Consider the following 20,689-nt stretch of genomic DNA (forward strand, 5'->3'; position numbering starts at 1 on the left):
CAAATATACAATCTGGCTATAGGGGATGTCAAGCAAAACGAGGAATTATTTGACCTTAGGCCTCTTTGACCGAAAAACCGATACCGGCCAGGTCGTTCCAAAAGTCAGGATACGATTTTGAAACCACTTCGGCCTCGTTTACCTGAAAAGCCCGTTTCATGGCCAAAGGAGCGAAAGCCATGGCCATTCTATGGTCGTGGTAGGTATCGACCGCGACCGGATCTGAATGGAGGTTCGTTGCCTTCAAGTGCAGACTCTCGGCATCGATGACGACAGTGGCACCGAATTTTTCCAATTCGGTCTTCATGGCCGCCAAACGATCGGTTTCCTTGATCGGAAGGGTATGCAAGCCCGACAGATGACAGGTCATACCAAGCCCGTAGCAGCTTACGGCTACCGTCTGCGCAATATCGGGAGCATTGGCAAGATCGAGCTGCAGATGGCCCGTCTTTGGCGTTTCGGTTTTGGTCAGGACGATATGGTTTTCAAAAAAATCCGTCACCACCCCCATCGCGTTATAGACCTCCGCAAGGACCCGATCACCTTGAAGGGAACGGTCTTTATAGGAAGCCAACTCAATGGTCGACCCTACTTCGGAAAGGGCTGCGATGCTATAGTAATAACTCGCGGCACTCCAATCCGATTCGACTACCATGGTCGTATCGGCAACCTCCGATTTCGGTTGGATACGGATGGTTTGCCCATCAAAATCCGCGGTGACCCCAATTTCGGCCAACAACCCCAAGGTCATATTGATATAGGGTACCGAGGTCACTTTGCCGATCAATTCGATTTCAAGGCCATTTTCGAGACTCGGGGCCACAAGGCAGAGCGAAGAAATGTATTGGCTACTGATATTCGCCGGTAAGCTAACCTGTTGCTTTACAATCTTCACGCCATTGATGGCCAGGGGCGGGTAGCCGTCGTTTTCGACATATCGGATATCGGCTCCAAGATCGGTCAAGGCATCGACCAACACTTTGATCGGGCGCTGCTTCATGCGGGGTGATCCCGTCAATTCGACCGATTTACCCGGTTGGGTGGCGAAGAACGAGGTCAGAAAGCGCATGGCCGTACCGGCATGAAAAATATCGACTATTCCTTGATCGATGGCCAGACCTTTCTGCATCACCTGGGCATCGTCACTGTTGGAAAGGTTGGTCAGACTGAGATTCGGAAATAGTTTTTGCAAGAGCAACAAACGGTTCGTCTCACTTTTGGAGCCGGTAATCTGTACGCTTGCACTGATTTTTTTACTGGACGGATAGGAAAGCTGTATTCTCAAAATGCGCCGTTTTCGGAAGCTCCAAATTTAAGGAATCGCCCTTAGCCGAACGGTATTTATTTTAACTTTTGGTTGTTGTGATGCCGGTCATGGTCCCTTTTGGTCTTGAGGTCCAATTTTTTATCGAAGGAAGCCTGTAAATCGATTTCGGTTTGATTCGCCAAACACAACAAGACGAACAATACATCGGCCAGTTCTTCACCAAGATCCTTGTCTTTGTCGGAAGCTTTCTCACTCTGCTCGCCATACCGACGGGCAATGATCCGGGCGACCTCACCGACCTCTTCGGTCAATTGGGCCATATTGGTCAGTTCATTGAAATAGCGCACCCCATGTGCCTTGATCCAATCATCTACCGCTTTTTGGGCATTTTCAATGTTCATCAGTCGAACTTTTAGGTGTTCTTTTTGTTTTCAATGACAATATAGGCATTGTTAAGGGTCTATTGGTATTTTTGACTTTTACCTAAATCAAGCCGTTACGATCCCAATACTATCGAAATCGAAGGACCCTTTGCTACGGTTTCCATCAAATGGGCTATAAACGCTTACAGTCCAATCCTTAGCAATAGGCACTAACCCCTTTAGCTAGGCTGCGGTTCCTTATATCCTTGTCAATACTACTTTCTCAGCTTCTTTTTTGATAATCCGCGAATAAAATTCCTTAAGGGCTTGGTAGTAATTCGGAGGCACGATCGAAGTATTGATCTCGGTCGAACAGGAAAATTGCAGTTTATTTCCCATGGCCTTCAAATTGTATTTGAAAGCTCCCAATCCCTCAGGCAAAGCAAAGGATGCCGTTTCGGGTATGGTCTCGACCTGATACCCTTCGGGGATTTCAAAATTGATGGTTATCTTCCCGGTTTTCGGATAAGAGAAATCGACCGGATAATCCCGTGAATCCAGCTTGAACGGATTCTCGTCCATGGCCATGAACAGCATGGGCCTAAAATAGATCTTGTCACCGATGATTTCAGTCTGGTTCTCCTTTTCGAACGAATAGATTTCGGAAACAGGTTTCCCCATTTGTTTTAGGTTTTTAAGTTCAAAATCCAGGATTTCCATTTCACCATAACGGTTCTCCAATCGTTCGATATAATCGTCCTCCTTGTTTTCATCGAACCCTTTTCGAAACTGGAAAGCCCGTTGGTAGGTGAATTGGTTTCGCAGTTTCCCTTCAATTTGTCCTTCCTCTCCGATTTTGACCTGTGCAAAGGAAATGAGTTTTGAATTGCCGTTTGGCGTCAATTTGATCGAGGTCGAACTTCCGTCTTTTCGCACCAATCGCCCATTCCAGTTCATTACCCTTGGGGCCAATATCCCGGGAATGGCTTTTTTCTCGGTGGCATCGCATAGGATCATCCCTTTATCGGTCTGAACAGCGGTAATCACATAATTGAACCCATCTTGTGTGGGAAACAGGGGAATGCCGTGCGATTTGGTACTGACCAAGACCGGATCCGCCTTCAAACCCGCATGACGCAACATGGCGGTTAACATGAGATTGATGTCGGCCACATTTCCGACCCCTTCTTTATACGCCTTTTTAAGACCATTACTACCGATGGAGTTGAAATTATTCCAGGTCATCTTATTTTGTACATAACCATAGACCAAAGCTACCTTCTGCATATCATCACCAGCTTCGGCCAATAAAGGATCTAAATCACCATTGAAGTAATTCACTTTTGCCAATTCACCACCAAAACTATCATACTTGTAAATGGATTCGGCCACATCTTCCCAACTCAGGCTGTAGTTTTTGTACGGACGGTTTGGGAATTGAGTGGATGCCAGTTCGAACTTGACAGCACTGCGGTAGTTATCGATATTATCCGTATAATCGACTTCCTTTAAAGAAGGGATGGCCGTTGATTTGACTTTATAGACGTTTTCATAGAAATTAAGTTCCCCATTTTGGGTTCGTGAACCCGTTCTTGCTCCCAATCTGCCGGGATCGAAATCTTCTTTATACTGAACGGCGATCTTGCGGTTCTTTCGCGATTGTGCGATATCTATAGGATAAAACCCCCTGCCGTACCGCTTGAAAATGAAATACTGCGGAATCTCGATGGTCACATCCACTTCGTTCACCGGCACTCCGTATTGGAATTGAAAGTCATCCATATGCCAATACAGGGTCGATCGAATATCGAATACAATATCAAGTACACTACCCTCTTTGACTTCCGGCATAGTGATGGAAACCTTGTTTCTGTATTTGTTGACTTCCTCTTGGAAAACCCCATCTTTTTTAAGTTTCACCTTCTCGACCGAACCATTAGCCAGATTAAAGGTATAGCCCTTGACCCCTGAAATCCGTTCGCCGTCAACCCCTGACACGTAGAGCGGCACTTGAAAAGTACCTCTTTCAAGGCCTTCCTTCTTATAAATTTTGATTCGGTAATGCGCCTCCCGCATTTGCGACCATCCGGTTTCTGGATTGTAGTCGAAATAAACCCGTTCTTTTTTATATAAGATAGCGGCTTCGGCATCCTTTTCAACAGGATGCTCCGTCGCCTCGACTTCAGCTTTGGAGACTTTTCCGAATTTAACTTCGTTTGCGCTCAATTGCAGTGCACTGACCAGTGCAAAAAACAACAGACTTTTTCTCATGGTTTGGTTTTGGTTAAAACAATTCGTGAATTATCGCTGCGGGCGACTTTCTTTTTAAAATTTCGGTACGACTCGTAATCAGCCTTATCGTATCTACCGGCCCTGATGATCAACTCCCTACTATACTTGATCCGATTGGGGTCCAACAGCTCGATTTTCCTGAGGTATAGACCGAAGTCATTCTTGATTTCAAGGTCTTGGAGCATACTTGAAATCGAATAACCTTCTGGAAGTTGGATGATGAATTCATCAATATCGTGATATCCCCTGGAGATGACCATATCCTGTTCTCGATTTCGATGGCGTTTGGGCACATATCGGTTCTTGTTGAACATGTTCGGGGCAAACAACAATTCGTTGTTTACCACGCTGGCATAGTTGGAGGCATTGAGCACGACCTTCTCTGAAAATACGATTTGGTTCTTGTCATTGTCGAGGGTAATGTTGTCAACAGACAAATCATTGATGTCGCTCCAATATTCCTTGTAATACGTTTCGAGTTCGTCTTTCTTTTTCATCGGCAGATCGTCGCGATCGGCATATTGGATGCCGGTGGATTCCAATTCAACCGATGCCTTGATTGATCCATCAGCACCTAAATTGCATTGGGCAAAGGTCTTAAGGGCACTGTCTTCGGCTTTATAGGTCTTGGTCGAAACAATCTCACCTCCCTCTGGGGTCACACGTAAAACCTTGCGATTATCCGTGAAGGTGCCGTGAAAATCGACCGGATCTCTTTGACTGGTGCATTCCAACCAGATCTCCCGTTCTCCAAGGGGTACGTTTAAAATAACATGATTGCCTTGCATGGCCGGGAAATTTGGGTCGATATCCTTGGCTTGCCGGCCCGCATGGACAACGGTATAATAGGAGGGTATTCCGACGGCGTCCAAAAGTGCTTTGGTATAATTGGTCAAGCCTTTACAATCCCCATATTTAACGCGATCGACTTCGTCGGCCGCAATGGGCATCCAACCTCCGATTCCCAATTGCACACTGATGTAACGCGTATTGTTTTGGACGTATTCATAAATCGTCCTGACTTTTTCTTCATTGGTCATCGCACCGTTTACCAATTGTCTGATCTTGGCAACCGTGCTCTCATCCAAATTCGCCTGATCTCTGAGCAAACGTTCGTACATCCATTTCCCAAAACCATTCCAGTCCTTTGCCTCCCCGTCGATCCCTTCGATATGGAAACGTTCAAGGGCCAACTTGACCGATGGGGCGATTTCAGAAAACGGAGGTGAAAGGGTTTCCCTTTTCAAGGCTGTTAAGGGCCCAGCACTGAATTCATAGGACGCTGGATCACTATCGGAACGCACACCGAATTTTTCAAAGTGATAGGTTTTATGACGAACTGCGATCGAAGGAAGCACATTGAGCTTGTAATGACTCTTCTCCACACTGACATTGTAGCCGTCCAAGAAATACCAATTCGGAAGAAAGGCCGTGTTAATCGTGCCCGTCTTTTTTTCAAAAACCACGGTGTAGGGGTAGGCAGTCGGGGTATATCTTAAAAATTTCATTCGGGAATCGGAATACAGGGTGCCGCCGGATACGGCACTTTGATCGATAAAATCCTTTTCCTTGAATTTCTTGATTTCCTTACCGAGCTTGTCATAAACCCTGGCCTCTAAATCCAAAACTTTATCATTCTTATCGTAACCGACATAGGCATGCACAAAGCGTTCACCATCCTTGTTCAATACCGTTACGACCCGTTTGGATTCGATTTGCATATAATCTTGACGCTCAACGGTAATTTGTGTTTGGTCTAGACGTACTACCGCATCGGCATTTTCAAGAAGGGTTGGGTCAATGGAATTGTAGGTAAGTCCTTCTTGCTGAGCAACTAACAAACAAGGAAGAACAAGGCTTAGAAAAAACAAGCGCATGTTAGGGTCGGTTTAGGTTTTAGCTTAACGACATGAAAGTACTTTTTCTTACGGAATGAGCGAAAAAAATGTCAGAAAAATTATTCCTTCTTTTTGCTGTCCATCACAATGGTTACCGGTCCGTCATTCAACAAGGATACTTTCATGTCGGCACCGAAAATACCGGTTCCTACTTGCTTGCCAAGCAAGACTTCGATAGTCTTCACGAATTTCCGATATATGGGTATTGCGATATCGGGTTTCGCAGCCTTGATATACGAAGGGCGATTCCCTTTCTTGGTCGCTGCCTGTAAGGTGAATTGACTAACGACGATGGCGTCGCCGGCTTCTTGCAATAACGAACGGTTCATTACGCCATCTTCGTCATTGAAAATGCGAAGGTTGCAGATTTTCTTGGCCAACCAATCAATATCTTCTTGCCCGTCGGCTTCTTCGATACCGACCAGAACCAGTAATCCTTTTGCCATGGCCGCAACGGTTTTGCCCTCAACCACGACACTTGCTTCCGAAACCCTTTGGATCACTGCGCGCATCAGTCTATTTTATGGATATCCACGCGATAACTCTCTGTCGTATCTTCCTCCAGCATCTGCACATAGCTCCGGTATCTGCTCCATGGCAGCTCCCCTGATTCCAAAGCTGCTTTGACCGCGCATTTGGGTTCATCGAGATGCAGGCAATTGTTGAATTTGCATGCTGCTTTCAGTGCGAAGAACTCAGGGAAATAATCGCCGATTTCCTCCTTATCCATATCAACGATACCAAAACCCCGTATTCCGGGGGTATCGATGATCTTGGCCCCGAAAGACAAGTCATACATTTCGGCAAAAGTAGTGGTGTGTTGGCCTTGCAAGTGTTGGCTGGATATTTCGGAAGTCTTTAATCGCAACTCGGGTTCCATTTTGTTGATCAGGGTCGATTTGCCTACCCCTGAATGCCCAGAGAACATGCTGGTCTTTCCCTGCATCATTTCCATCACCTGTGTCACGTTCGTTCCTTGCTTGGCACAGATCTCGATACAAGGATATCCGATTTTCCGATACAGGGCGATCAAATATTCGACCTCGACGGCTTGTTCGTCATCATAGAGGTCCATTTTGTTGAACAATAAGACGGCCGGAATGCCATAGGCCTCCGCCGTAACCAAGAAGCGATCGATAAAACTCGTAAACGTGGTCGGGTTGTATAGGGTCACCATCAAGAACACTTGATCAAGGTTGGCCGCTATGATGTGTGTCTGTTTCGACAGGTTGACCGATTTTCGGATGATGTAATTCCGGCGTTCCGAAATGCCCGTAATCACCCCAAGGGTCTCGTCTCCGACGGTTTCCAGTTCGAATTCGACCTCATCACCGACAGCCACCGGGTTGGTGCTTTTAATGCCTTTGATCCGGAATTTCCCCTTGATCCTACACTGAAAGAACCCCTCATCGGCCGATTTGACGGTATACCAGCTGCCTGTCGATTTATATACGGTTCCGCGCATTAAATGGCTTGTTGATAACAATTTATACAATAACAAAGAAACAATTTTCTTTTCTTACAAAATCCTGTTAACATTGGATTCAAATTCATAAAACATAAGCAACCATGAAAAAAATCGTATCACTTGTCGTTTTGGCACTTGTCGCTTCTTTCGGCGTTGAAGCCCAAGAATTCAAGGTCATTACCAGTGTGGAATCGATCGTACCCAACGGATTGGGAAGATCGCGAATCATCAATGCCTTGGAAGACAAGGATTATCGGGAATACACCAGTGTGCAGACCGAAGAAGACAACACCCGTAACAAATCGAAACGAGGCGAAATCCGCGTTAAGAACTTCGAGGAGACCAAATTGTTGAACTTCTACAATCTGGGAGGTATCCGTTTTCAGAACATTGCGGCCAACGATGCCCTGATCACTTCGATGATCAATGACATGGTCACCAATGGATGGGAATTGGTTTTCGTCACCAGTGCCGTTGAGAGTGAAGGCGGTAAAGGGGATGGAAAAGGGATATTCATCACCCGATACATTTTCAAAAAGTAAGCCAACAAAAAAGCCCCGGAATACCGGGGCTTTTTCTTTATCACCTCAATTTACTCCACTATGCGGACCCTTCCGCCAGCGAATGTCTTTTTGTTCACTTGTTGAGGCTGCCCGTAGACGGTAACGTCTCCACCGGCCCTTACATTGATATCGACCCTTTCAGAGGCGAACACATCGGCCTCACCGCCCGCTGAGATCTTTACTTCCAAGGTTGCGCTCCGCAAGTCACGGCCATCAAAAATACCTCCGGTATTCAGCACGATGTTTTGATTCTCGGCCAATCCGGAAGCTTCAATGATCCCTCCGGTCACCGCCCTGATATCGGCAAAACCGACTTCCATACCGATTCGGATTTGGGCACCTTCTTGGGCCCTGAGTTCAATTTTATTTTGATCGACCATCTCATTGCAGGTAATGCGGGCGCCTTCATTGGCGTCGATGACGTCGACCGAGGTATAGTACACCTCGATAAAGGTATCTTCCCCTGTGAATTTCTTGTCCAATTGCATGCGCAATTTCAATACCCCGTCTTTGTTCGTCCAGGTGATGTCATCCACGTTTCTCCCTTTGATCATGATCCTGTTCTCATCGGATTGGATCATATTGACCTCGATCAAATCGAATACTTTGATCTTATTGAATTCACCGACTTCACGGTCGATGGTACGTTGCGCGATCAAGGTTGATGCGAACAAGGCGAAGCAAACTGTAATTATGGCTCTCATGTTGTAGTGATTTGTTTGTTGAATGATTGTCGGATTTTCGATTTGTTACAGTACCAATCAAAAAAAATGCCATTTCGTTTGAAATGGCATTAAAATCCAAAAAGCAAAAAAAGCTTTAAGCGTTGATGATTTTTTCTTGATGATTGATCGATTCTTGGTGGATGGCCTTGAACATGCGGAGCACGAACTCCTCGCTCAAGCCATATTGCTCCCCTTCCAGGATCATCTTACCCAAGATGGCGTTCCATCGGTTGGTCTGAAGCACGGCTACGTTGCGTTTCTTTTTCAGGGCACCGATACCATCGGAAACTTTCATACGATCCCCCATCATTTCGATCAATTTATTGTCGATTACATCGATTTGGGCCCTTAGATTGGCCAAATGGGCATTATACTCGGCTTCTTCATCGGTTTCCTTTCGCATCTTCAAGTCTTTGAACATCTGCTTTAGTACCGTTGGGGTGACCTGTTGGGCGGCATCACTCCAAGCGTTATCCGGATCGGTATGGGTTTCGATCATCAAACCGTCAAAGTTCAAATCGAGGGCGGTTTGCGATACATCGAAGACCATATCCCTTTTTCCGGTGATGTGGCTTGGGTCATTGATCAAAGGCAGGTCAGGAAACCTGCTCTGTAATTCGATCGCCAACTGCCATTCGGGAATGTTGCGGTATTTCGTTTTTTGATAAGTTGAAAACCCTCTGTGGATGACCCCCAGTTTTTCGATACTGGCCGAATACAACCGCTCGACAGCCCCAAGCCATAAAGATAAATCCGGATTGACCGGGTTTTTGATCAGAACGACCTTATCGGTACCTTCCAAGGCATCGGCGATCTCTTGTACGATAAATGGACTCACCGTTGAACGGGCCCCGATCCAAAGCAGGTCGACATCGTGCTCCAAAGCCAAATCGACATGGGCTTTATTCGCTACTTCGGTGGCGGTTTTCAATCCGGTCTCTTCCTTTACCTTTTGCAACCATTTAAGGCCTATGGCGCCCACCCCTTCGAAATTACCGGGTCTTGTTCGTGGTTTCCAGATCCCGGCACGGTAGTAGCTTACGTCGGAGTCTTTCAACTCGTGGGCGATCTTCAACACCTGCTCCTCGGTTTCCGCGCTGCACGGACCGGCAATGACCAGCGGGTGCGGTAATTCCATTTCATCTAACCAGGTCCGTAATTTTTTTGAATTTTCCATTTTCAATCTGCTGTTTTAGTAAGGGGTATTCCTTTTAAGATTTGTTTTATTCGATTCGTATTGTTCATTTCATCGTAGATTGCCTTGAAATCACCTGATTGCATCAGCGCTTTAAAGGCTTCGAGATTTTGTATGTATTCATCCAAGGTCTCGATAACATTGGCTTTGTTCTGTTCGAAAATCGGTGTCCACATATCCGGTGAACTTTTCGCCAGCCTTACGGTACTTTCAAAACCACTCCCTGCCATATCGAAGATATCGCGTTCGTTTTTTTCCTTTTCAATGACGGTCTTGCCCAACATAAAGGAACTGATGTGCGACAAGTGCGACACATAGGCGATATGCTTGTCATGGGCATCGGGGTTCATATACCGGATGCGCATGCCCAGGTCTTGAAACAGTTTCAAAGCCCGTTCCTGTAATTGAAACGCGGTCATTTCAACCTCGCAAATAATATTCGTCTTGCCATCGTACAAGCCATCAAAGGCAGCCGAAGGACCTGAGAATTCCGTTCCAGCGATCGGATGGCACGACAAGTAGTTGCGACGTTTTGGATGATCGGCTACCGTTTCGCAGATCAGGGCCTTAGTCGAACCTGCATCTACGACCACACAAGTATCGTTGACGGCATCCAACACTTTGGGCAATTCACTGACCAAGGCATCGACCGGTATCGCAAGGAGTACCATATCGGCTTTTTTCAGGGCATCCGTATCGGCCTTGTCATCGATGAGGCCCTGTGCAAGGGCTTCTTCCAAATGTCGGGCATTGGCATCGGCCCCCTGGATTGAAACCGCAGGATGCAGTCGCTTGATTCCCTTGGCAAAAGAACCGCCGATTAGGCCAACTCCGATGATCACTACATTTTCCATATTATAATCGGGCTATCGCCTCTTTTATCTTTTCTTCGGTGACGCATAAGGAAAATCTGATATAGCCTTCCCCATTGCTTCCGAAAATCGTTCCGGGAGCTACGAAAATATTCTTATCATAGAGCAGCTCGTCAATATAAGTCTCGGCTTTCTTGGCATCTTCAGGCAACTTGGCCCAAACGAACATCCCTACTGCCCCAGGGTCGTATGAGCAGCCCAAGGCTTCGACCAATTCATAGATCGCGCTCCTTCTTCTCGAATAGACGGCATCTAGCGTTTCGAACCATTCCTGACCGCTTTCAAGGGCGGCTATCGCCCCCTTTTGGATGCCATAGAACATTCCCGAGTCCATGTTACTCTTTACTTTTAAAACCGCATTGATATGATCTTGGTCCCCCATAAGCATCCCCACACGCCAACCGGCCATGTTGAAGGTTTTGCTCAGGCTATTCAATTCCAATACCTGTCCTGTGGCACCAGGCACTGCCAAAATACTTTTAGCACTGGGATTTAGAACGAAACTATACGGATTGTCATTGATCAAAAGGATGTCGTGTGATTTGGCAAAAGCCACCAGGGCCACGAACTGTTCGATTTCGGCCGTGGCCCCTGTGGGCATATGCGGATAGCTGCACCACATCAATTTCACTTTTGAAAGGTCTTGTGCCACCAAAGCTTCCAGATCAGGAAACCACCCGTTTGCGGCCTTTAGATCGTAAAACCGGGGTGCGGCCTCTACCAATCGGGTGACCGCAGCATAGGTCGGATAGCCAGGGTTCGGTAAAAGCACTTCATCACCGGGATTTAAAAACGCCATGCTGATATGCATGATCCCTTCTTTAGAACCCATAAGGGGTAAAATCTCCTTATCGGCATCGAGTCGTACCCCGAATTTATCGGCATAGAATTCCGCCATGGCCGCGCGTAAAGCCGGTAATCCTTGATAACTTTGGTATTGATGGGCCCCTTGATCACTCAATGCGGAGCTTATCGCCTCAATCACCGCTTCAGATGGGGCGAGGTCAGGAGAGCCGATCCCCATATTGATGATCGGTCGACCTGCTGCCATTAATCCGCGGACCTCGCGCAATTTTTTGGAGAAATAGTACTCTTGAACGCTATGTAACCGGTTCGCTGTTTTCATTTCAAGGCATTCTGATATTCCCCCAAGACCCGAAAGTCTTCTGACATGATTTCGAGTAGGGCTTTTGATTTTTCAAATGAGGCGTAGTCATCGAAGGTCACATCGACGAAAAACGCATATTTCCATGGTGTTTCAATAACCGGTAGCGATTGTATCTTGGTCAAGTTGAGATTGCAATCACTCATCACATTGAGCACCGTGGCAAGGCTTCCCCTTTTATGGTCGGTTATGAACCGTAAAGAGGCTTTGTTGATCGCCTCTTTTGGAAGGACCTTGTTCTGTCGTTTTAAAACAATGAATCGGGTCGCATTGTTTTTGATCGTTTGAATGTCTGCCGCAATGACGTCCAACCCATATAACTCAGCAGCGACCTTAGGGGCGATGGCAGCCACATGCCCCAGCTGGGACTTTTGGATCTGACGGGCGGTCTCGGCCGTGTCGACGTCCTCAACCAGTTTCAAATGCGGGTATTGTTTTAGATACTGTTTGCATTGCAACAACGCCATGGGGTGGGTACGCACTTCCTCGATGTCGGCCATTGTTTGGCCTTTCAGTACCATCAGGTTATGGTGGATACCCAAATAGTGCTCCCCGATAATGTGTAAATCGTTATGATAGATCAGGTTGTAATTCGGGATAATGGAACCGGCAATGGAGTTCTCAAGCGCCATCACCCCTTGATCGGCTGTACCTTCAAGCAGGTGTTGTACCAAAGCATCAAAAGAAAGGCACTCGACCAAGACAATGTCTTGACCAAAATAATCAAGGGCGACCTGGTGGTGGTTGCTTCCTTTTACTCCTTGTATGGCGATTTTCGGTTTCATTCAAAAAAAAAGCCCCGAATGATTTCGGGACTTTCAGTGTTGTATCGTTATCCTATACTAGCACAGCCCCTTACCTCCCTCAAAGAAGTAAAAATAAAAGCCGGTCCAGAAATAAGTATGGTTCATAATCAGTAATTCCCGGCTAAGATTATCCATTCCTTCGAGAATTCAAAGCAATGCCCGGAATTTTTTGGATTTTTAGGCAAATCAGGGATTTCGGTAAAAATTCCGCTCGCGAATCCGCCAAGAATTCAGAATATCGAAATGGAATGGAAAGTGTATTTTTGAAATCAAAACCACACCCATGTCGATATCCGTCGCGAACATCTCGAAATCCTTTGGGGAGCAACAAGCACTCAAATCGGTTTCCTTCACCATTGAAAAAGGGGAAATCGTTGGTTTTTTAGGACCCAATGGCGCGGGCAAATCAACCTTAATGAGGATCCTGACCACCTATTACAGTGCCGATGAAGGTGATGCCCAAGTAAACGGTTTCGACGTTTTGCAGACCCCAAAATCGGTTCAGCGCAGTATCGGGTACCTTCCAGAACACAACCCGCTCTATCTCGACCTATACGTCAAGGAATATTTAGCTTTCAATGCCAAGGTTTACGGGGTCGATAAGGCTACGATAGCCGAAGCCATCGAAAAGACTGGACTAGGTCAAGAGGCCCATAAAAAAATCGGACAGCTTTCGAAAGGGTATCGCCAAAGGGTGGGTTTGGCCGCTGCCCTTTTACACGATCCCGAAGTGCTCATCTTGGATGAACCCACGACCGGGCTCGACCCCAACCAATTGATCGAAATACGCAAGCTGATCCAAGAAATAGGGCGACAAAAGACCATTTTACTTTCGACCCATATTATGAAGGAAGTCGAGGCCGTATGCGATCGGGTCATCATCATCAACAAAGGGGAAGTCGTTGCCGATAAAAAAATCGAAGCCTTACGTGAGGCGACCTCGCAAATCATCGAAGTCGAATTTGATTATCGCGTCGAAGAAGTGTTGCTCAAACAACTTGGGCATGTAAAGCAGGTGAAAAACACCGGTGGTTTCGTCTATGAAATCGAATTCGATACCGACACCGACATGCGCCCGGCCGTATTCGATTTCGCCCATGACAACCAGCTTAAGACCTTGCAATTGAGTCGAAAGAACAAAAACCTCGAAACACTTTTCACTGAATTGACCGCTCCTTGATCCGAATCATCGAATGCGATCTGAATTGGCATCAACATTCCTGTTTTTGAATTTGGCATTGCCTGAATTCCCAAAGCGGTATTTCAAGGCTACCGCAACTTCACGTACGTCACCGAAGTAAACCCCATCCGCGATGACCCCGTTCAGGGAATAGCGCTCCTCAAAGTCCATCGCCCGAGTGATATCGTTGAAGCGTACACTAAGGTCCCAATGTTCGAAAAGGCGTTTTGAGACCGCGGCTTCTAAAACGACCAATCCATTTCGCTCAAAGATGCCTTCACGTCGTTTCCCCATCGCCCAGCCCCCTAAGACCAAAGTGGTGTCTTTCGCGATTTGCAGTTGGTGGTTGGTATAGGCATAGAGAAAGGGCCTTGTCCCTGAAAAACCCGCACCTTCGTCCTTGATTTCATTGTAATTGAGAGTAAGGGTATTGTTCGAAGTCCATATCCCTTTGGTGAATGGAAGGGTGAGACCCAGGTACCCTCCGATTTCCTTATCTAGATTGACCAAGGACAACAAGGCGATATCATTGGCAGCATCATAGGAAATGGTAAAGTTGGTCGGGTATCGACTTTGATAGAGGTTTAGGAAAACCGTTTTGGAGCCCTTTTGGTAACTCAAGGAAACCTCATCGGTCAAGGTTGGTCTTAAATTGACGTTACCCGTACCCTCGAGAAACGGATTGATAAAAACGGTGATGGAACTGGATCTTGAAAAATCAGGGCGTTGGATGGTTCGGGCGTAGCTGAGGTTCAGCGTCTGTGTGCTATCCAAAGTCATATTGAACTTGGCTTTTGGAAATAAATTAGTGTTCTCCCTAGCGATTACCGGCGATGTTTCCGAAGCCAAGACCCCATCGACCTCATTGTGTTCGATCCGCAGCCCCAATTCGAAATCGATTTTGGATTCGGGTTTACCCGATACGGAGGCATATCCGGCCCAAAGGGATTCGTCATAAGCGAAATCGATAGGATCCATTGTATCGATCCCATCGTTTATTTGGGTGAAAGCTTCCGCTTTGGCCCTACTGGCATTGATACCGGCCTCCCATTTGAAGTTTTCATGGAATGTTTTCGAAAGATCAATTCGAAATCCGAAAGCATTGATTGCATACTCCTGTTCCCGAAACTGCCCATCGGCAATGGTCTGCCCTTGCTCGACATTATCAATTTCGGTTTCCAGTTCTTGCCGAAAGCCGGAATACTGTAACCCAGCGAAGTATTCGAGTCCCCCCGACCCTTTTTTGTTGAAATTTATCGAACCGCTGTAGTAGTCTTTTCGATTGTCGTTACGGGTATCCGTCAACACATTGGATAGGTCTCCCCGATCATTGATCGAAGTCTCGGTATCGAATGGGGCTTCATCGGTCTGCAAACGTACCGAACTGTTCAATGAAACATAATCGGTTTCGTTCCATTGGTAGTAGGCCCCGAATCCACCATTCCATTGTACACGTTGGTTTTTCGGGATACGTACTGCATAGTCGACCACAAGCTCCCGTTCCGGGATTTCAAAAAGGAAACTGTTACTCTCCCATTGTTGGAGTTTGTTATAGGCCAAATTTCCCCTTAGCGTCAGTTTATCATTCGCATAGGTGAGGTTCGACGCCAGGTAATTATTGAAATTCCGTTTGAAGGAAACGGTTTCTTGAATACTTCCTTGCATACCCAGGTCTTGCTGCCTTGATAAAGTTACTTTGACCACGGCACGCCCATCGGCCTCATATTTGGCGGATGGACTGTTGATCAGTTCAATGGATTGGATAGCGGCGACCGGCAAGTTCAAGAACTCTTCCATACTGATCCGTTGCCCGGATAAATAAATCAACGGTGTCCCCTTTCCCAATAAGGTAAACGATTCACGATCGGTGGCCAATTGTACGGTCGGTATCCGGGCCATCAATTCAACGGGGTCTGAGATTGTATTAAAGTACGGATTGGTAACGTCGACCTTCACATTTCCGGATGCGTAGGAGATGGGGTTCTTTGCAGCGAAGACCGAAACCCCATCCAATTCCGTAATATCCTCCTGTAAGGTCACCGTCAAAAAGCGATCCCCCTTGATGGTAATCGGTGTTTCGAAGGTTACGTACCCCAATCCTGAGATCTTCAAGACATACGCCCCATTGGCAACCCCATCCAAACTGAAAGCACCATTGACCACGGTGGAATATTGGAGGAGTCGCTCTTGGTCCTGGTCGAAAAGCAGGGCATCACCTATGGCAATCGGTATTCCTTGGGCATCGATGACCCTACCCGATAGTTGGGCAGCTTGCTGTGCAGCGAGTTTTAATGTAAACAAGAGCAAGAGAACCAGAAGTCGTTTCACATCAAAGGGATTTCGATGCAAAGAAACGGCCGAAGACCTTGGGGACCCGAAAAGCAGGGGTATGAATTAGGTACTAGTACCCGTACCCATTCGCATTAATTCTTGTCGGTTCGAGACTTTCGACTTGGCGTAGATATTGGTGATATGCGATTTGACGGTGCTTAAGCTGATAAACAACTCATTGGCGATTTCTTTGTTGGTCTTGCCTTCCAAAATCAATTGTCGCACCGTGATCTCCTGCTTGCTCAGTTCGGGCTTGACTTGCTTTCGCGATCGTATCAAGCGATGGGCCGACCACCCCACTACCAACAAAATTCCAAACAAGGCCAAATTCAATCCTTGGCTCCATCCTAGTTGTCGTTCCAATTCACGTTGGTTCAAAAGGGCCATCTTTTCTTCCAAAAAGACATATTCAACCGGTGGAATCGCACTTAGCCGCAACTCTTGCAAAAGATTTTGATAATACCCGACATTCTCGGCAATATCCTTTCGCAACAGGGCCTTTTCATCCAAGAGTTTGACTGCCATGAGTTTTACCCCGAGAATACGGATGGAATCCTTTGCATATCCTATCAACCGTTGTTCTATTGACGGACTTGCCAATTTGGAATCCGCCAACTTTTGCTCAAAGGCTTTGAATTTTTTCCATTCGGATAGGGATAATTCTTGAAAAGCCGTGTCTTCAAACCCGAAAAGATCTTCGGCCGACCCTTCACGGTCTTGGGCAGTCAACTGAAAGGCTACCAATAGCAAGGCGATAAAATAATTGATTCTAGGCATAGTGTGTTTTTTAGTAATTACCTACTTTGACCCCATTCGGATCACGCCCGCTGCCGGTCAACCCAAAAAGCGATTCCGGCAAGTACAAAGTAAGTGACCAAGGCCGAAACGGTCAAACCCATCAGGTCGTTATTGGCCGGCAGTACGTAATAATTCAAATAATTCACTGCGATCAAAAAAGCGACCAATGCGATGGACGCGAATTTTCCGGTTCTTGAGCGGGAGGTGGTTTTCTTCAAATAATAACCCAAACCGGCGATCAGCAACAAGGCCTCTAACCAAACCGTGGCCGCCTTATACTGCCACAAACCAAAACCCAACTTCGGTTCGCCGGCAACAATAGGCAAATCAGGGGTATGTACGACCAAATCGGCAACCCAATGGGAAGCCACCGCGATCGCCAATACCCATGCAATTCGTTTTCGATCTGTACGTTTGGGTCCGGCCAGCACATAATATACAGTTGCGAAAACCAGACACCAAAACAAGGTTCCAACGATGCCGTGGGTAAATGGGAATTCCATTTTAAAGTCATTTACGGCGGTATACCCCGGAACGAATTCTATGGATTCAAGCCCCAATAAAGCGAGTGGAAAAAAAAGGATATCAACGAACTGGACCGCAATGAACAACGGCCCCAACGGTGTTTTCGGTTCTTTTCCCTTGAGCGCCAGTGCGGCCGCATAATGACCTACGAACATAATGGATACTTTTAAAATCCACCAAGTGGATTTCAATCGAAGATACTAAAAGTGGGGGCTAATTGCCGAAAATCAAGCTAAGAAGGATGACGTGGCCCTAGTTCTTGGCGATTTTGTCGTCATTGGATTCGGTAACCAATTCATCAACGGCGGTTTCATTCCATTGATTTTCTTCAGCGACTTCGCTAACCTTCCAAAGGAAGATGGCTACCAATAAAAGAAAAAACAAGAGTACACTTTTTCTCATAGAAACGCTTATCTCCCTCCAAAGTATTGAGAAGCTGGACAACTCGGGTAAATTTCCTATGAAGTGCAGTATTTTGGGATGAACTGTCGGTAATTGGCGTTTTTCGAGCGATGAATGCCCCTTTTCGCGGGTTCGGAGGTCATTGCCCAAGGGGTCGGTGTTCCAAACAATCGATTCGCATTTCAGCAATGGTCAACGGCTTTTCCAACAGTTGGCAGTACGAACGATCAGCCGACTTTTCAAAATAACGGCAGGTTTGACACATGCGCTGCAACTGCAAGACGTTTTTGCTTTTCAATCGAAAGAGCAATTTTGACAGCATTTGGTACCACTGCTTTTGCTGTTCGACCGATAAACCTTCGATGGATTCGTAAACCGGATTTGCAAAAGCTTCGGTTTCGGATACGATGGCCGCTCCCTTTGGTGAAAGACCAATGACATAACTTCGGGAATCTTCGCTAGTAGCGTGTTTCTCGATCAACCCTTTTTTGAACAAGACTTTGATGGCATCACTGATTGTCGGCTTGGTAACATTGAACTCCCGCGCCAAACCACTCACTTTGTTCAATTCTGAAGGGTGATATGCTATGAAAATCAAAAGTTGGATTTGGATGGGACTCAGGCCCATCTTTTTCGCGTGATCCCATAACAGCACTTTATACGCTTGCCCAACGCGCTCCAAACCTGCGACGATCTTGGCCGGAAGGTCCGATTCTTGGAAATGGGGATCGAATGCTGTTTTCTTCATCAGATTAAATTGCCTGTCCGCCTAAGCCGACAGGCAAAGTTAGTTATCCTTATCAAATTAATCGCAATTCTCGATTTCGATGATATGGTATCCTTTTTTGCGAATAGAGAACGCCAAGGGCCCAGGGGCCACAGCGATATGGCATAATCGGCATTCGCTAGTCGTCAAAGTACCCGTTTCATACGATTTGGCACTTAAATAATCCCGACCATAGCGCAATATCGTCTCAGTGTCTATGACATCCTTAGGTACCAAAATGTCAAAGTGCATGGTCTTGTTGCCAGCGCGTGCTACATAGGTGTCCCAAACTGCTACTTCCATATGCTTATTCTACTCGAAATGGAAGGGAAAGATCGCCACTGGCCACACCATAAACCTCATAGACCCCCAATAAGGGCAGCGTATCATCAGAGGTATTGACTTTCATGAAAGCCGTAACCCCATCATAGTTGAAATCGGTTTTATGATTGATCCGATAATCAGGAACGACCACCTGGATGGTTTGTTTCGAAGTGCGCACCCCAAACCCGGGTGAATCCATATACATGGGCATCCCCGGATTGGTTTTTGGTAAAACCACCGAATCATCACCCTGCTTGAATTGCTTGACCGAAAATCCACCTGAAACCCGTTCGTCTTTGATCAATATGACCCAATGCGGATGCCAGACCAATCCATCATTGTCGTAGTCTTGATCACTATTCTCGTCCCAAAGTGGCGTATCGTCGAAATCTGGGTGCGAAGTCAAGGCCAAGGCAACAATACCCTCCGTTGTACCGAAACCTACATCAGAGGTACCCAAACTGGTTGGAAACACATAACCTAAGACCGGTGCACCATCCAATTGGCCCTTTGCCTGAGGAACGGTTTCCCCGGCCGTACCTACTAAGGTCATTTGCCAAACCGTAACGGCAAGGTCAGCATGATGGGTCACCTTGACCTTCTTGATTTGAAAATCATTGTTTTTCTTTTTGTTTTCTTGCGCACAGGCCGATACCAAAATGGTACAGGCCAGAATTGCTAAATAATGCTTGTGTTTATACATTGCTTTAATATTTAGGATTCCTAACTTTATGATTTAAAATTTTTTACTTTTTCAGATCATCCAAAGAAGCCCCGAAGTTGATATGAAGCACATTCCCCTTTGGGGTGACCAAGGCTGGAACGGACTTAACCAGATAGGATGCCGCCGTTTCGATAGCCTCGGTATCCTTTGATAAATCGACCACTCGTACTTTCTGACTACCGATCAGGTCTAAAATTTCATTTTCCGCTTCCACACAGACCGGACAGCCCGCATGATAAAAAATTGATTGTTCCATGATGTTTTTTTTAAGTTGTGCAAAATCGCGGAACAAATATAGTAAGGATTCCTTACTTTACAAAAGACTGTTGGATTTCATCATAGGAATCCCACTTCTATTCCTTTTGGTTTTTATGGATAGCAAGCATCAGTTGGGTACCCATCGCACGGGCTACATGCTTTAATTTGTCGGCATTCGGGCCCTCATAAGCGGTATCGATGGTTTGCATCCAATGCCGAAGCCATAGTCCGAAATGATACGGGGAAATCCCGCCGGTATGGCCCGCTGCCAATCTAGCATGTACGGCTTTCGGATTCCCAATGTAGCTACGTGTGTAAAATAGTTGGGATTCCCAAAAGTCAGCGATCCTTTTTAAATGTGCGGGCCAATCGGATATGGCGGTTTCGAAAAACACCCCTAGTTCCGCATCGGCCCGAACTTCCCGATAGAAGGTTTGCACCACCTCATCGATATGCTTACGGTCTTGGATATCGGTCAATCCCATGTATTAGCTGTTCAACAATAAAAGTACGGTGTTGACCAGTAAACCGACAAAGAACAGTTCAAAAATGAGTTTCGGTTTTTGTTGCGACAAAATGGAGGCATTGAATACCATGCAGATGATGGTCACTAAAAACAATTGTAACAACTGGGATATACTCGTGCCCTGCATGAGAATGAACATGGCAGCGATGGATCCCAAACAACTTTGGACAATGATGAAAATGGACGAATATCCTTTTTCGTTTCTTTTGAATTCCTCTAGATAGGTCAGGTACGTCTTCATG

General features: G+C 46.3%; 23 protein-coding genes. 2 read left to right on the top strand and 21 right to left on the bottom strand.

Annotation, left to right across the window (positions count from 1 at the left end):
* Positions 1–55: 55 nt before the first annotated feature.
* From ABV409_RS00650 to rsgA, 6 genes are all read right to left on the bottom strand, one after another.
* On the bottom strand, positions 56–1,285 hold the full coding sequence (locus tag ABV409_RS00650) for a 3-phosphoshikimate 1-carboxyvinyltransferase (protein WP_353875556.1): 1,230 nt from the start codon (positions 1,283–1,285) through the stop codon (positions 56–58).
* A 56-nt stretch (positions 1,286–1,341) separates the two neighbouring features.
* Complete coding sequence (locus tag ABV409_RS00655) at positions 1,342–1,668, bottom strand: nucleotide pyrophosphohydrolase (protein ID WP_353875557.1); 327 nt, start codon at positions 1,666–1,668, stop codon at positions 1,342–1,344.
* A gap of 219 nt (positions 1,669–1,887) precedes the next feature.
* Positions 1,888–3,900, bottom strand: coding sequence for a DUF3858 domain-containing protein (locus ABV409_RS00660; protein WP_353875559.1), 2,013 nt, complete (start codon positions 3,898–3,900; stop codon positions 1,888–1,890).
* On the bottom strand, positions 3,897–5,798 hold the full coding sequence (locus tag ABV409_RS00665; protein ID WP_353875560.1) for a DUF3857 domain-containing transglutaminase family protein: 1,902 nt from the start codon (positions 5,796–5,798) through the stop codon (positions 3,897–3,899). The genes ABV409_RS00660 and ABV409_RS00665 overlap by 4 nt, the downstream gene beginning before the upstream one ends.
* Before the next feature lie 80 nt (positions 5,799–5,878).
* Positions 5,879–6,331: a D-aminoacyl-tRNA deacylase gene (dtd, locus tag ABV409_RS00670; protein WP_353875562.1), complete on the bottom strand. Its 453-nt coding sequence runs from the start codon at positions 6,329–6,331 to the stop codon at positions 5,879–5,881.
* A complete protein-coding gene (gene rsgA / locus ABV409_RS00675) occupies positions 6,331–7,284 on the bottom strand; it encodes a ribosome small subunit-dependent GTPase A (RefSeq protein ID WP_353875564.1) in 954 nt (317 codons plus the stop codon). Before rsgA ends, dtd begins: the two co-directional genes overlap by 1 nt.
* A 104-nt stretch (positions 7,285–7,388) precedes the next feature.
* Between rsgA and ABV409_RS00680 the strand changes: the two genes are divergently transcribed.
* Positions 7,389–7,829: a hypothetical protein gene (locus tag ABV409_RS00680; protein ID WP_353875566.1), complete on the top strand. Its 441-nt coding sequence runs from the start codon at positions 7,389–7,391 to the stop codon at positions 7,827–7,829.
* Positions 7,830–7,879: 50 nt separating this feature from the next.
* Here ABV409_RS00680 and ABV409_RS00685 read toward each other — a convergent pair whose 3' ends face one another.
* The 5 genes from ABV409_RS00685 to ABV409_RS00705 form a co-directional block, all read right to left on the bottom strand.
* Positions 7,880–8,554, bottom strand: coding sequence for a head GIN domain-containing protein (locus ABV409_RS00685; RefSeq protein ID WP_353875568.1), 675 nt, complete (start codon positions 8,552–8,554; stop codon positions 7,880–7,882).
* A gap of 115 nt (positions 8,555–8,669) precedes the next feature.
* Complete coding sequence (locus ABV409_RS00690; RefSeq protein WP_353875569.1) at positions 8,670–9,752, bottom strand: chorismate mutase; 1,083 nt, start codon at positions 9,750–9,752, stop codon at positions 8,670–8,672.
* A 2-nt stretch (positions 9,753–9,754) separates the two neighbouring features.
* Positions 9,755–10,624 carry a prephenate dehydrogenase gene (locus ABV409_RS00695; protein WP_353875570.1) on the bottom strand — a complete coding sequence of 290 codons (870 nt, stop codon included), beginning with the start codon at positions 10,622–10,624 and terminating at the stop codon, positions 9,755–9,757.
* A gap of 1 nt (position 10,625) precedes the next feature.
* Entirely contained in the window at positions 10,626–11,768 is a 1,143-nt protein-coding gene (locus ABV409_RS00700) for a pyridoxal phosphate-dependent aminotransferase (protein WP_353875571.1), read from the bottom strand.
* Positions 11,765–12,592 carry a prephenate dehydratase gene (locus ABV409_RS00705; RefSeq protein WP_353875573.1) on the bottom strand — a complete coding sequence of 276 codons (828 nt, stop codon included), beginning with the start codon at positions 12,590–12,592 and terminating at the stop codon, positions 11,765–11,767. The genes ABV409_RS00700 and ABV409_RS00705 overlap by 4 nt, the downstream gene beginning before the upstream one ends.
* Before the next feature lie 304 nt (positions 12,593–12,896).
* Here ABV409_RS00705 and gldA point away from each other — a divergent pair, with 304 nt between their 5' ends.
* The gene (gldA, locus tag ABV409_RS00710) at positions 12,897–13,793 is read left to right on the top strand and encodes a gliding motility-associated ABC transporter ATP-binding subunit GldA (protein ID WP_353875575.1); all 897 of its coding nucleotides are present in this window, start codon (positions 12,897–12,899) and stop codon (positions 13,791–13,793) included.
* Between the two features lie 6 nt (positions 13,794–13,799).
* Here gldA and ABV409_RS00715 read toward each other — a convergent pair whose 3' ends face one another.
* The 10 genes from ABV409_RS00715 to ABV409_RS00760 form a co-directional block, all read right to left on the bottom strand.
* Positions 13,800–16,121 carry an outer membrane beta-barrel protein gene (locus tag ABV409_RS00715; protein WP_353875576.1) on the bottom strand — a complete coding sequence of 774 codons (2,322 nt, stop codon included), beginning with the start codon at positions 16,119–16,121 and terminating at the stop codon, positions 13,800–13,802.
* Between the two features lie 66 nt (positions 16,122–16,187).
* The gene (locus ABV409_RS00720; RefSeq protein WP_353875577.1) at positions 16,188–16,901 is read right to left on the bottom strand and encodes a helix-turn-helix transcriptional regulator; all 714 of its coding nucleotides are present in this window, start codon (positions 16,899–16,901) and stop codon (positions 16,188–16,190) included.
* Between the two features lie 41 nt (positions 16,902–16,942).
* Positions 16,943–17,602, bottom strand: coding sequence for a hypothetical protein (locus ABV409_RS00725; protein ID WP_353875578.1), 660 nt, complete (start codon positions 17,600–17,602; stop codon positions 16,943–16,945).
* Between the two features lie 97 nt (positions 17,603–17,699).
* Positions 17,700–17,849 (bottom strand): hypothetical protein, encoded by a 150-nt coding sequence (locus ABV409_RS00730; RefSeq protein ID WP_353875580.1) that lies wholly within the window; start codon positions 17,847–17,849, stop codon positions 17,700–17,702.
* Positions 17,850–17,988: 139 nt separating this feature from the next.
* Positions 17,989–18,597: a MarR family winged helix-turn-helix transcriptional regulator gene (locus ABV409_RS00735; RefSeq protein ID WP_353875582.1), complete on the bottom strand. Its 609-nt coding sequence runs from the start codon at positions 18,595–18,597 to the stop codon at positions 17,989–17,991.
* A gap of 57 nt (positions 18,598–18,654) precedes the next feature.
* Positions 18,655–18,918, bottom strand: coding sequence for a DUF2024 family protein (locus ABV409_RS00740; RefSeq protein WP_353875584.1), 264 nt, complete (start codon positions 18,916–18,918; stop codon positions 18,655–18,657).
* A 4-nt stretch (positions 18,919–18,922) separates the two neighbouring features.
* A complete protein-coding gene (locus ABV409_RS00745) occupies positions 18,923–19,642 on the bottom strand; it encodes a hypothetical protein (RefSeq protein ID WP_353875585.1) in 720 nt (239 codons plus the stop codon).
* 43 nt (positions 19,643–19,685) lie between these two features.
* Positions 19,686–19,919 carry a thioredoxin domain-containing protein gene (locus ABV409_RS00750; RefSeq protein WP_353875587.1) on the bottom strand — a complete coding sequence of 78 codons (234 nt, stop codon included), beginning with the start codon at positions 19,917–19,919 and terminating at the stop codon, positions 19,686–19,688.
* Between the two features lie 97 nt (positions 19,920–20,016).
* A complete protein-coding gene (locus ABV409_RS00755; protein WP_353875588.1) occupies positions 20,017–20,406 on the bottom strand; it encodes a group III truncated hemoglobin in 390 nt (129 codons plus the stop codon).
* A 3-nt stretch (positions 20,407–20,409) separates the two neighbouring features.
* Entirely contained in the window at positions 20,410–20,688 is a 279-nt protein-coding gene (locus tag ABV409_RS00760; RefSeq protein ID WP_353875590.1) for a hypothetical protein, read from the bottom strand.
* Position 20,689: the final 1 nt, after the last annotated feature.

The organism is Flagellimonas algarum (assembly GCF_040513375.1).
Classification (GTDB): domain Bacteria; phylum Bacteroidota; class Bacteroidia; order Flavobacteriales; family Flavobacteriaceae; genus Flagellimonas_B; species Flagellimonas_B algarum.